This is a genomic window from Williamsia phyllosphaerae, from assembly GCF_014635305.1.
GTDB classification, from domain to species: domain Bacteria; phylum Actinomycetota; class Actinomycetes; order Mycobacteriales; family Mycobacteriaceae; genus Williamsia_A; species Williamsia_A phyllosphaerae.
In genome coordinates, this window is record NZ_BMCS01000002.1 from 18,467 (window position 1) to 30,452 (window position 11,986).

At 68.3% G+C, this 11,986-nt stretch carries 10 protein-coding genes and 1 tRNA gene; 4 read left to right on the forward strand and 7 right to left on the reverse strand.

The features are described 5' to 3' along the window. Positions 1 to 115: 115 nt before the first annotated feature. The 5 genes from thrB to argS are packed head-to-tail and all read right to left on the reverse strand — an operon-like array spanning position 116 to position 6,499. Positions 116 to 1,039 carry a homoserine kinase gene (gene thrB, locus IEV93_RS14015; protein ID WP_188490628.1) on the reverse strand — a complete coding sequence of 308 codons (924 nt, stop codon included), beginning with the start codon at positions 1,037 to 1,039 and terminating at the stop codon, positions 116 to 118. Between the two features lie 7 nt (positions 1,040 to 1,046). After that, positions 1,047 to 2,129, reverse strand: a complete 1,083-nt coding sequence (gene thrC, locus IEV93_RS14020) for a threonine synthase (RefSeq protein WP_188490629.1) — start codon at positions 2,127 to 2,129, stop codon at positions 1,047 to 1,049. Next, positions 2,122 to 3,432, reverse strand: coding sequence for a homoserine dehydrogenase (locus IEV93_RS14025; RefSeq protein ID WP_188490630.1), 1,311 nt, complete (start codon positions 3,430 to 3,432; stop codon positions 2,122 to 2,124). Before IEV93_RS14025 ends, thrC begins: the two co-directional genes overlap by 8 nt. After that, complete coding sequence (gene lysA / locus IEV93_RS14030; protein WP_188490631.1) at positions 3,429 to 4,850, reverse strand: diaminopimelate decarboxylase; 1,422 nt, start codon at positions 4,848 to 4,850, stop codon at positions 3,429 to 3,431. The genes IEV93_RS14025 and lysA overlap by 4 nt, the downstream gene beginning before the upstream one ends. Then, positions 4,847 to 6,499: an arginine--tRNA ligase gene (gene argS / locus IEV93_RS14035; protein WP_188490632.1), complete on the reverse strand. Its 1,653-nt coding sequence runs from the start codon at positions 6,497 to 6,499 to the stop codon at positions 4,847 to 4,849. Before argS ends, lysA begins: the two co-directional genes overlap by 4 nt. Before the next feature lie 140 nt (positions 6,500 to 6,639). On the opposite strand from argS, the gene IEV93_RS14040 reads away from it, so the two are divergent. From IEV93_RS14040 to IEV93_RS14055, 4 genes are all read left to right on the forward strand, one after another. Further along, positions 6,640 to 7,590: a thioredoxin-like domain-containing protein gene (locus IEV93_RS14040; RefSeq protein WP_188490633.1), complete on the forward strand. Its 951-nt coding sequence runs from the start codon at positions 6,640 to 6,642 to the stop codon at positions 7,588 to 7,590. Between the two features lie 6 nt (positions 7,591 to 7,596). Further along, complete coding sequence (locus tag IEV93_RS14045; RefSeq protein WP_229705185.1) at positions 7,597 to 8,349, forward strand: DUF305 domain-containing protein; 753 nt, start codon at positions 7,597 to 7,599, stop codon at positions 8,347 to 8,349. Between the two features lie 184 nt (positions 8,350 to 8,533). Next, positions 8,534 to 9,553, forward strand: a complete 1,020-nt coding sequence (locus IEV93_RS14050; protein WP_188490634.1) for a fused (3R)-hydroxyacyl-ACP dehydratase subunits HadA/HadB — start codon at positions 8,534 to 8,536, stop codon at positions 9,551 to 9,553. Positions 9,554 to 9,653: 100 nt separating this feature from the next. Beyond that, entirely contained in the window at positions 9,654 to 10,523 is an 870-nt protein-coding gene (locus IEV93_RS14055) for a cyclopropane mycolic acid synthase family methyltransferase (protein ID WP_188490635.1), read from the forward strand. A 50-nt stretch (positions 10,524 to 10,573) separates the two neighbouring features. On the opposite strand, the gene IEV93_RS14060 is transcribed toward IEV93_RS14055, so the two are convergent. Together IEV93_RS14060 and IEV93_RS14065 are read right to left on the reverse strand one after the other, a co-directional pair. Then, positions 10,574 to 11,869 (reverse strand): glycosyltransferase, encoded by a 1,296-nt coding sequence (locus IEV93_RS14060; RefSeq protein ID WP_188490636.1) that lies wholly within the window; start codon positions 11,867 to 11,869, stop codon positions 10,574 to 10,576. Between the two features lie 23 nt (positions 11,870 to 11,892). Next, positions 11,893 to 11,965: transfer RNA gene (locus IEV93_RS14065), tRNA-Arg, on the reverse strand. Between the last annotated feature and the right edge of the window lie 21 nt (positions 11,966 to 11,986).

The following is an 11,986-nucleotide window of genomic DNA, read 5'->3' on the forward strand; positions in this document are numbered from 1 at the left end:
TGATCGAAGAAAGCACGGCCTGGACGACACGTCCACGGCTAGACAAACACATGCTAACCATGATCCGTCGGATCCGGCAACACCCTGCATCGACGTGTCGCCGACGCGGCAGATCTCAGCGGACGCTGACCGGTCCCGCGATCGTGAGGTCGTGGACGCGGAAGCCGAGGTCGGAGGCCATCACCAACGACTGTTCGGGCAACGGTTGATCGTGCAGGGCCATCACCGAGGGTCCCGCCCCGGACACGAACGCCGCGACGCCGCGTCCGCGCAGTTCGGCCACGACCCGCGTCGTCTCGGGCAACACCGGGGCACGGTAGTTCTGGTGCAGTCGGTCCGAGGTGGCCGCGGGCAGGCAACTCGGATCGGAGGTCAACGCCACCACGGCCAGCGCACTACGGCTCAGGTTGTGCACGGCGTCGGCCCTCGGGACGGCATCGGGCAGCAATCCCCTGGTCAAGGCGGTCGACGACTCGGTTCCCGGCACGAAACCGGTGACCCGGATGGCGGGGTGGACCTCGAGTCGGCGGGCCTGATAGCGCGGTCGGCCGTCCACCACATCGGTCCACGACACGATCGCCGAGCCCAGGACACTCGCCGCGGCGTTGTCCGGGTGGCCCTCGAACTCGCTCGCGAGCTGGATCAACTCATCGGCCGAGAACCCCGCGCGGACACCGCTCTTCGCCATCAGCCCGGACGCCGCGGCCAGGCCGGAGACGACCGCCGCGGCCGACGACCCCAGGCCACGGGAATGCGGGATCGCGTTGGTGCAGAGGATGTCGAGGCCGGGTGCGGTGACCCCGCCGGCCTCCAGTCCGCGCAGCAGAGCACGGACCACCAGGTGCGTGTCGTCGAGCGGGACCGCCCCCTCCCCCTCACCGGTGACCAGCACGCGCACACCGGACTCCGCGGTCGAGACGGTCAGATCGTCGTACACGTCGAGGGCGAGTCCCAGGCAGTCGAAACCGGCACCGAGGTTCGCCGACGATGCGGGAACGCGTGTCTCGACGGTGATCCCCTGCGGCAGAACCGAATACATCGTCGACTCAGCCGAGGTCAAGGGCGCGGGCAACGGCACTCGGATCGACCTCGATCGCCTGCACGGTGGGCATGCCCGCCAGCGCGGTGTCGGGGTCCTTCAGACCGTTGCCGGTGACGGTGCAGACCACCATCTCCCCGGCGCTGACCCAGCCGTCGGCGCGCGCGGCCAGCAGACCGGCGACGCTCGCCGCCGACGCGGGCTCGACGAAGACACCCTCACGCTGGGCGATCAACCGGTACGCCTCGAGCAACTTCTCGTCGGTAGCGGCACGGAACTGACCCTTCGAGGCGTCCTTGGCCGCCTGGGCCTGATCCCAACTGGCCGGCGACCCGATGCGGATGGCGGTGGCGATGGTCTCGGGGTTCTTGATGGGCTGACCGGTCACCAACGGGGCGGCCCCGGCGGCCTGCACGCCGAGCATCCGCGGACGCGAGTCGGTGATCCCGTCGGAGTGGTACTCGTCGTAGCCCTTCCAGTACGCGGTGATGTTGCCCGCGTTGCCGACCGGGAGTGCGTGCACGTCAGGGGCGCGACCGAGGACGTCGACGATCTCGAAAGCCGCCGTCTTCTGGCCCTCGATGCGCGCGGGGTTGACCGAGTTGACCAACTCGATCTCGGAGAACTCCGCGGTGGCCTTGCGGGCGAGCTCGAGGCAGTCGTCGAAGTTGCCCTGCACCTGGATGATCTTGGCGCCGTGCATGACTGCCTGAGCGAGCTTGCCCAGCGCGATCTTGCCCTCCGGGATCAACACCGCGCACGTGATGCCCGCCCGGGCGGCGTAGGCCGCGGCCGCGGCGGAGGTGTTGCCGGTCGACGCGCACAGCACCGCGGTCTTGCCCTGGTTGACGGCGTTGCTGACCGCCATGGTCATGCCGCGGTCCTTGAACGATCCGGTCGGGTTCAGACCCTCGACCTTGAGGTACACCTCGCACCCGGTGATCTCCGAGAGGTGCCGGGCGGCGATCAGCGGGGTGCCGCCCTCGAGGAGGGTGATCACCTTCCAGTCCGGTTCGACCGGAAGGCGATCGCGGTAGGCCTCGATGAGTCCCGGCCAGGCCGAGTGCACCGGGGTGGTCTTGCTAGTCATCGGTTCCCTCCAGTCGGAGGACGCTCGACACGCTCAGTACGGAGTCGAGATCCTTCAGTGCGTCAACGGTTTCCGAGAGCGCCGAGTCCGGCGCACGGTGGGTGACCACGATCAGGCGCGCGTTCTCCTCGGCGCCTTCCTGGCGCACGGTGGCGATGCTGACGCTGCGCTTGGAGAACTCCCCGGCCACCGTCGAGAGGACGCCCGGTCGGTCGGCGACCTTCATCGAGACGTAGTAGCGGGTGTTCACGTCGCCCATCGGTGCGATCGGCAGTGAGGCGTAGGTGGACTCGAGCGGTCCGCGCCCGCCGTGCACCTTGTTGCGTGCGGCCATGACGAGGTCGCCCATGACCGCCGACGCGGTCGGGGCGCCGCCGGCGCCCTGCCCGTAGAACATCAGTCGGCCCGCGTTCTCCGCCTCGACGACCACGGCGTTGAACGCCCCGTTCACCGATGCGAGAGGATGCGTGTGCGGGACGAGCGCGGGGTACACCCGTGCGGAGATCCGTTCGCGCCCACTGGAATCGTTGATCCGCTCGCAGATCGAGAGCAGTTTGATGGTGCAGTCCAGGGTGGCCGCGGAGACGAGGTCGTCAGAGGTGATCGACGAGATGCCCTCGCGGTAGACGTCGCTCGCGGTTACCCGGGTGTGGAACGCGATGGAGGCCAGGATGGCCGCCTTGGCCGCGGCGTCGTACCCCTCCACGTCGGCGGTCGGGTCGGCCTCGGCGTAACCGAGGCGTCCGGCCTCCTTCAGCACGACCTCGTAGTCCTCCCCGTCGGCGGCCATGGCCGACAGGATGAAGTTGGTGGTGCCGTTGACGATTCCCGCGACGCGTTGGACGGTGTCGCCGGCCAGCGACTGCATGAGCGGACGGACCACCGGGATGGCACCGGCCACCGAGGCCTCGAAGTAGAGGTCCACCTTCGCCGACGCCGCCAGGGTCGCCAGCTCCCCGGTGTAGTCGGCGAGAAGTGCCTTGTTCGCGGTGACGACGGACTTGCCGTGCTCGAGCGCGGTGGCGATCAACGTGCGCGGTACGTCGATCCCGCCGATGAGCTCGACCACGATGTCCACGTCGTCGCGGACCACCAGGCTCGCCGGGTCGTCGGTCAGCAACGACGTCGCGCAGGCACGCGCCTTGTCGAGGTTGCGCACCGCGACGCCGCGGATCTCGATGGGCGCACCCACTCGGGCACGCAGGTCTTCGGAGTTCTGGAGCAGGATCCGGACCACTTCGGCCCCGACGTTGCCCATCCCCAGTACTGCCACACCGATGGGTCGGCCGGTTCGGTCGCTCATCTCGTCACCTCCAGGCTCACTAGGTCTTCCACGGTTTCGCGACGCAGCACCAGCCGCGGCGCGCCGTCCCGGACGGCCACCACCGCCGGCCGCATCGACATGTTGTAGCGACTCGACATCGCGTAGCAGTAGGCGCCCGTCGCGGCCACGGCGAGCAGGTCACCGGGGGCCACGTCGGCGGGCAGCCAACAGTCTTTCACGACGATGTCGCCGCTCTCGCAGTGTTTTCCGACGACCCTGCTGAGCACCGGGTCGGAATCGGAGGTACGCGAGACCAGGCGGACGTCGTACTCCGCCTGGTAGAGCGAGGTCCGGATGTTGTCGCTCATCCCGCCGTCGACGGACACGTAACGACGATGGGTGCCGCCGCCGAGCGCGACGTCCTTCACGGTCCCGACCCGGTAGACGGTCACGGTCCCGGGCCCGGCGATGGCGCGGCCGGGCTCGACGGCGAGGATCGGGGTCGGCAGACCCAGCTGCTCGGACTGGCGCGTGACGATGTCGGCGAGGGTGGACGCAACCACCTCGATGGGAGGCGGGTCGTCCGAGGGAATGTACGAGATACCGAGTCCGCCACCGAGATCGAGCACCGAGAGCTGCGAGGTCTTGTCCACCCCGAACTCGGCGACGATGTCTCGGAGCAACCCGAGGACCCGGTGCGCGGCGAGTTCGAAACCGTCGAGATCGAAGATCTGCGATCCGATGTGGCTGTGCAGGCCCACCAGACGCAGGTTGTCGGTGTCGAACACCTGCCGCACCGCGTCCATGGCGACGCCACCGGACAGCGAGAAACCGAACTTCTGGTCCTCGTGCGCGGTCGAGATGAACTCGTGGGTGTGTGCCTCGACGCCGACGGTGACGCGGATCAGCACGTCCTGGACGATCCCGGCGTCCCCCGCGGCGGCGTCGAGTCGTTCGATCTCGATGGCCGAGTCGACGACGATGTGCCCGACCCCCGACGTCACCGCCAGGGCCAGCTCGTCCGGCGACTTGTTGTTGCCGTGCAACGCGATCCGATGCGTCGGGAACCCAGCGCGCATCGCGACGGTGAGCTCACCCGCCGAACACACGTCGAGCGAGAGCCCCTCCTGGTCGACCCAGCGGGCGATCTCGCCGCACAGGAACGCCTTGGACGCATAGTGCACCCGACCGGTGGACCCGAACGCGGCGAGCATATCGGCACACCGTGAACGGAAGTCGTCCTCGTCGATGACGAACAGCGGCGTGCCGTACTCCTGCGCCAGCTCGGTCACGGGGGCACCGGCCAGCACGACGACACCGTCGTCGGCACGGGTGGCGTTACGTGGCCAGACCGCAGCGGGCAGGACGTTGAGTTCGGCTGCGCCAGTGGGGTTCTCGGACCGTCGGGTGGCGTTGACGCCCTCGGCGTGGCGGGGTCCGGCTGGGTGGGTCATCACATCCGTTCCGGGGCGCTCACGCCCACGAGGTCGAGTCCGTTGGCGAGGACCTGCCGGGTCGCCGAGCACAGGGCCAGGCGTGCCGAGTGCACCGGCCCCGGGGTCTCGTCACCCTGGGGCAGGATCCGGCACCGGTCGTAGAAGCGGTGATAGGTCCCGGCCAGGGTCTCGAGGTAGCGACAGACCCGGTGCGGTTCGCGTAACTGCGCTGCGGTCGCGACCACGGCGGGGAAGTCACCCAGGGTGCGGATGAGGTCACCTTCGGCCGGGTCGACCAGTTCGGCGAGGTGCGCGGAGTCGGCGACCACACCGAGATCGGCGGCGTTCCGGGCGATCGCCGACAGCCGTGCGTGCGCGTACTGCACGTAGTAGACCGGGTTCTCGTTCGACTGGGTGGTCAACAGGTCGAGATCGATGTCGAGGTTGACGTCCACCGACGACCGGATCAGCGAGTAGCGGGCGCCGTCGACACCGACCGCGTCGACGAGGTCCTCGAGGGTGATCACGGTGCCCGCACGCTTGCTCATCCGGACCGGGACACCGTCGCGGACCAGGTTGACCAACTGTCCGATGAGGACCTCGACGGTGTCGGGGTCGTCGCCGAGAGCGGCCGCACCGGTCTTGAGACGCTTGACGTAGCCGTGGTGGTCGGCGCCGAGCATGTAGATGCACAGGTCGAAGCCACGACGGCGCTTGTCGCGGTAGTAGGCGATGTCGCCGGCGATGTAGGCCGCCTCGCCGTCGCTCTTGATGACGACGCGGTCCTTGTCGTCGCCGAAGCTCGTCGACCGCAGCCACCAGGCGCCGTCCTTCTCGTACAGGTTGCCGTTGGCCTTCAACTCGGCGATGCACTCGTCGACCAGACCTGAGGAGAACATCGCGTTCTCGTGGGTGAAGACGTCGAACACAGTGCCGAACTCGTTCAGGCTCGACTTGATCTGGTCGAACATGAACTCGACGCCATCGGCGCGGAACCGTTCGAGACGCTCGGACTCGGACAACGAGGCGATGTCGGGGTTCTTCGCCACGACCCGCTCGGCGATCTCGCCGACGTAGGCGCCGGCGTACCCGTCCTCGGGGGTCGGCGCCCCGTCGGCGGCGGCCTGCAGCGACCGGGCGAAGCGGTCGATCTGCGTGCCGTGGTCGTTGAAGTAGTACTCGCGGGTCACCGCCGCACCCTGCGCGGCGAGCACGCGGCCCAAGGCGTCCCCCACCGCCGCCCACCGGGTTCCGCCGAGGTGGATGGGCCCGGTGGGGTTGGCCGAGACGAACTCGAGGTTGATCGCGCGGTCGGCGAGGGCCGTCCCACGTCCGAACCCGACGCCGGCGGCCAGGACGTCGGCCACGACCACGTTCTGGGTGGCGGCGGCGAGTCGCAGGTTCACGAACCCCGGACCGGCGACGTCGGCCGAGGCGATGCCGTCGGTGGTCGCCAGTTCCTCGATGAGCCATCCGGCGAGGTCGCGCGGGGACAGACCGAGTTTCTTGGCCAGCTGCAGGGCGATGTTGGTGGAGTAGTCGCCGTGCTCGGGGTTGCGTGGGCGCTCGACGGCAACCGCGTCCGGGACCACCGACGCGTCGAGTCCTCGTCGGGTCAGCACCGTCGTGGTCGCGTCACGCAGCACGGCAGGCAGATCGGCGGGAGTCACGGTTGACCATCCTATTGGCCGCAGGTCGCAACCCGACACCCGCGGTGGGCCACCACCATCCCCGGCGCGGATGCGCGTGGGGAAAATGCGCGGACGGCTGTCAGTAGACTGTGCTGCGCATACTCAGACGAAAGGCAGTCATGGCGACCGAGAGCCCCCGGCCGGCACCGAACACGAGCTCGACGAATTCCCCGTCGGGGCCACCCGCGTCCAAGTCGTCGCCCAAGAAAAAGAAGAAGTCACGTCCGGGAACCGTTCCGACGGTCAAGGCCGGTGGCCGCCGCCAGATCCCGTGGATGACCGTCGGCGCCGTGGTGGTGGTGCTCATCATCGTCGGAGCACTCGCCGCCTACCTCGCGCCGAAGTACATCGACCGCGAAGAGGCCCAGAAGTTCGTGCCGAGCGCCTCGAACCCCGATCCGTCCGACAACATCAACGGCGTGACGAAGGTCTTCTATCCGGCCGGACAGCACGTCGCCCCCACCCAGCGCGTCGCGTACGACCAGTCGCCCCCGTTCGGCGGACCCCACGACGCGATCTGGGCGACATGTACCGGGATCGTCTACCCGAATCCGTTGCGTTCGGAGAACGCCGTCCACGCGCTCGAGCACGGATCGATCTGGATCACCTACAACCCGGAGACCATCGCCTCGGGCGATCTGGACAAACTCAAGAGCAAGGTAGAGGGGCAGCAGTACATCCTGCTGTCGCCGTACCCGGGCCTGAGCAGCCCGATCTCCCTGCAGTCGTGGGGCCATCAGCTCAAGCTCGACTCGGCGGGCGACAACCGCGTCGACGAGTTCATCACCGCCCTGCGCCGCAACTCGCAGACCAACGTCTACCCGGGCCAGCCGCAGCAGTCGGCGTACCCCGAGGTCGGCGCGACCTGCGATGCACTGGTCGGGCAGGGCTTCGATCCGAGCAACCCGCCGCCGGCCGATTCCGGCCCGGTTCCGGCCAACGCGGTCCCGATGTCCGGCGAGGGCACGCAGCAGGCCACCAACGAGGCAGGCGTACCCGCCGCACCGACGACCCCGGGCGCGGCGACCGCTCCCGCGGTCCCGGCTCCCACACCGGCTCCGGCGGGCTGATCCGACATGTCGACCGACGCCTCCACCGACCGGATGCCCTCCGACGCCCCGGAACGATCCGACCGACGCTCGCTGCAGCGTCAACTGCCCGCACTGTTGGTCCTCGGTGCGGTCGCGATGCTGCTGGTCGGCGTCGCGATCGGGCTGATGATCCGCGGCGACGGCGGTGGGACCGACCGGCCGGCCGCCGACTCGGCCGCCGTCGGGTTCGCGCAGGACATGTCGACCCACCACGCCCAGGGTGTGGCGATGGCGAAGGTCGCGCTGACGCAGGCGCAGTCGCCGGAGGTTCGGGCACTGGCCTACGACATCCTCACCCAGCAGACCAACCAGATCGGGCAGATGCAGTCCTGGCTCACACGCTGGGACCGTCCGATGGACAACCCGGGTACGGCGATGGCCTGGATGTCGGCCGACGGTCACGACCACTCGGGGTCGATGGGTCAGATGACGGCCATGCAGATGACGGCGGGCAACGGGGTCACCACCCCGCTCATGCCCGGCATGGCCACCGCCTCCGACATGGCGCGGCTGCAGTCACTGCGCGGCGACGCGGTCGACGTCGACTTCCTCCAGCTGATGTTGCGCCACCACCGCGGCGGTCTGCCGATGATGGAGTACGCCGTCGACAAGGACCACGTGTCGGAGCCCTATGTCCGGGAGCTCGCGCAGCAGATGATCAACATCCAGACCAACGAGGCCGACACCCTGGCGAAGATGCTCGCCGAGCGCGGTGCCGCCCAGCTGCCGATGAACTGACCTTCGACCGTCCCCAAAATCGTTGAGGATTGCTAACCGTCGAGTAGGCCACGTCACAGGATGTGAAAGTATGTCGGGCGTGCGACTCAGCCGCACACCGTCGTCCACCGAACTCAGCAGCACCTGGGGGTATTTTGAGTCCGTTTCGTCCGCACGAGTCGACGACCTGTGTCGAGGGCGCGTCGTGAAGGCCGCCGACGTCAGCTCCGCCGATCGGGATTGGACGCAGTACTACGAGCCGTCCGACCATTATCAGATCGGTCGTGAGGAGATCCGCGAGTTCGCGCGGTCGATGAAGGACGCACACCTCGTGCACTGGGACGACGAGTTCGCCGCGAAGCGCGGTCACGAATCACTCGTCGCACCGCTCACCTTCACCGCCCGCCTCGCCGGGACCGGTCTCAACTGGCTGATGGAGAACGTGCTCACCGAGTACGACACCAGCGCCTTCGTGCAGACCGATCAGGTCTTCACCTACCACCGTCCGTTGCACGCGGGCGACCGACTGCGGTTGATCATGGGCCTCGCGCCGATACGTCAGAAGGCGGGCGGCGACACCATCACCGTCTCCGGACTCCTGGTCAACGAGCACGACGAACTGATCCAGACCCTGCAGACCACCGCGGCCGGCCGTCGCGGGGCGCAGACCGAACCGGCACTCAACGCCGCCCTCACCGACGTCATGATGGGCGACTTCGTCGCGCCGACGACGACGTCGTGGAGCGAGATAGAAGGCGAGCCCGCGTTCACCGACATCGCCTGGGACAAACCGCTCGACCCGTCCGTCCCGGCCTTCGACGACCTCGCGGTCGGAGACGAACTGCCTGCACACACCGTCACGCTGCGCCGTGGCGACCTGGTGAACTACTCGGGCATCTCCGCCGACTACAACCCCATCCACTGGAGTGATCGGGTCGCCGAGATCATCGGACTCGAGACCACCATCGCCCACGGCATGTTGACCATGGGCATGGGATCGGGTTTCGTGACCTCGTGGCTCGGTGACCCTGCGGCGATGCGCGACTATCGTGTCCGTTTCACCGGCATCGCCTACGTGGCCGATGACGCCCCGGCCGAGGTCGAATACACTGGCCGGGTCAAATCGCTGGACAGCGAGGCGAAGACGGCGACCATCGCGATCCAGGCGACCTTCCGGGGCAAACGGATATTCGGGCGCGCGGTTGCCACGGTGCAGTTGAGATGAACCGCGCTTTCGAATGAACCGATAACCCAGTCAGCACCACAGCCACACCCATGACGCACCGGCATCGTCGCCGAGGTGTCCACACCAGAGAGGTTCCGTTTTGACCACCGAAACGCCGTTTTTCGAGGACGTCCAAGCCCACTACGACCTGAGCGATGATTTCTTCGCACTCTTCCTCGACGAGTCCCGCACCTACAGCTGTGCGTACTTCAAGGAAGAGGACTACAGCCTCCACGAGGCCCAGATCGCGAAGATCGATCTGTCGCTGGGCAAGCTCGGCCTCGAGCCGGGTATGACGCTGCTCGACGTCGGCTGCGGCTGGGGCGCCACCGCCCTGCGCGCGATGGAGAAGTACGGCGTGAACGTCATCGGACTCACCCTCAGCAAGAACCAGTACGGCCACGTCAAGAAGCTCGTCGAGGACAAGGCCGCCGAGACCGGTCTGTCCGGCGACATCCGCCTGCAGGGCTGGGAGGAGTTCGACGGCAAGGTCGACCGCATCGTGTCGATCGGCGCCTTCGAGCACTTCCGCTTCGAGCGTCACAAGCAGTTCTTCGACTTCGCCTACAACGCGCTGCCCGACGACGGCAAGATGCTGCTGCACACCATCACCGCCTACGGCCTGTCGCACCACCACGAGACCGGCAACAAGATCGGCAAGGACGACTTCGCGTTCCTGCGTTTCATCGCGACCGAGATCTTCCCCGGCGGGCAGCTCCCGCTGCCCAAGCAGGTGACCGACGGCGCGACGAACGCAGGGTTCACCGTCGAGAAGGTCCAGCCGCTGCAGTTGCACTACGCACGCACCCTCGACGCGTGGAGCAAGGCCCTCGGCGAGAACCGGGACAAGGCCATCGAGCTGTGTGGCCGCGCCAACTACAACACCTACGTCAAGTACTTGAGTGGCTGCGCCGCGTCGTTCCGCAAGGACATGATCGACGTCATGCAGTTCACCTGCGTGAAGGGCTAGTCACCCACCCCGGGGCGCACCGCCCCGTCGCACGACCATCGAGTCGGCGTTCACACGGTCACCCGTGCGAACGCCGACTCGACTGCTTTGGCGGCCGCCGCGGCGGCGTCGGCGGGTGCGATCATCTGTGCGCCGACCGCTTCGGCGCGCCGGATCGTGTCCGGCCGCAGGAGCACGGCGAGCCCGTCGGTGAGCGTCGCCGTGTCCAGCGTCGACAGGCGCGTCGAGGTACCGATCCCGAGTCTGGTGACCGCCGCACCCCAGTGGGCCTGATCGGCCCCGGCCGAGGCGACCATGGTCGGCAGGCCGGCGCGGACGGTGGCGGCGGTGGTTCCCGCTCCCCCGTGATGCACGGCCGCCCGACACCGCGGCAGCACCGTCGCGTGGTTCATCGCGCCCGCGACGAACACGTCGTCGGTGCCCACACCCACCCCTTCGGAGCCCCCTCGTGCGCCCACCAGCGCACGGATGCGCAGGACCCGGGCCGTGTCGCGGATCGCGGTGTGGACGCGCTCCGGATCCGAGAGCGGCGCGCTGCCGAACGAGATGTACACCGGCGGCGGGCCGGTCTCGAGCCATGTCGACAGCGGACCGTCGCCGGCGACCTCCTCGCCCACCGCCGCACGTTCGTCGACGGGAAGGTCCAGGAAGCCCACCAGTGGCCGATCGGCCCCCCATTCCTGGTTCAACCCGGGGAAGAAGACCGGGTCGTAGGCCTGGATCTGCAGCACTGCCTCGCGCTGCAGACGGTGCGTGAGTCGATGGCGGGCGGCGGGCAACCCCAGACGGGCCCGGAACCGGTTCTCGGGTCCCTTGCCGAAGGTCCACGTGATGGCGTCGGCGGTGCGCCACGAGGCACGGTTGACCGCGGCGGGCAGGGTGCGCGACGACGGGATGGCGCCGACGACCCCGTTCTCCGACATCGCGCAGAACCGCATGGTGGCCATCGGCACCGCGAGGTGCTCGGCGAGGGCGTGGATGCGCTCCTGGCCCAACGGGCCGCTGATCAGCCCGTCCACCCCGGCGTCGGCGGCGAGGTCGGTGACCGTCTCGGCGAGATCGGCGTCGAAGCGCGCGAAGCCCTCGGCGACCTGCTGCTGCGCCAAGCGCAGTTTGCGCACGGGGTTGCGGGTGGCCAACAGCTCCCGGGATCTGTCGCTGTCCCAGTACGACTCGCTGTCGAGACCGATGGGGAGCGCGGCGAGCCCCATGGAGGCGGCGAACCCCACGTAGTTGGGCGGGACCAGCATGGTGACGGTGTGCCCGCGCCGGGTGAGCTCGTGGCCCAGGCACACGCCCGGCTGGATATCGCCCCTGCTGCCGTAGAAAGACAGTGCCAACTTCATGTGGCCAGATTAGGTGGAATGTGTGCCCCCGGCAGGATTCGAACCTGCGGCCTTCCGCTCCGGAGGCGGACGCTCTATCCCCTGAGCTACGGGGGCTCGACGGGCGAGAGCCAGACT

Coding starts and splice junctions, on each gene's coding strand:
- thrB (WP_188490628.1), bottom strand. CDS start 1,039: ATGTATTCGGTTCTGCCGCAGGGGATCACCGTCGAGACACGCGTTCCC.
- thrC (WP_188490629.1), bottom strand. CDS start 2,129: ATGACTAGCAAGACCACCCCGGTGCACTCGGCCTGGCCGGGACTCATC.
- IEV93_RS14025 (WP_188490630.1), bottom strand. CDS start 3,432: ATGAGCGACCGAACCGGCCGACCCATCGGTGTGGCAGTACTGGGGATG.
- IEV93_RS14040 (WP_188490633.1), top strand. CDS start 6,640: ATGGCGACCGAGAGCCCCCGGCCGGCACCGAACACGAGCTCGACGAAT.
- IEV93_RS14045 (WP_229705185.1), top strand. CDS start 7,597: ATGTCGACCGACGCCTCCACCGACCGGATGCCCTCCGACGCCCCGGAA.
- IEV93_RS14060 (WP_188490636.1), bottom strand. CDS start 11,869: ATGAAGTTGGCACTGTCTTTCTACGGCAGCAGGGGCGATATCCAGCCG.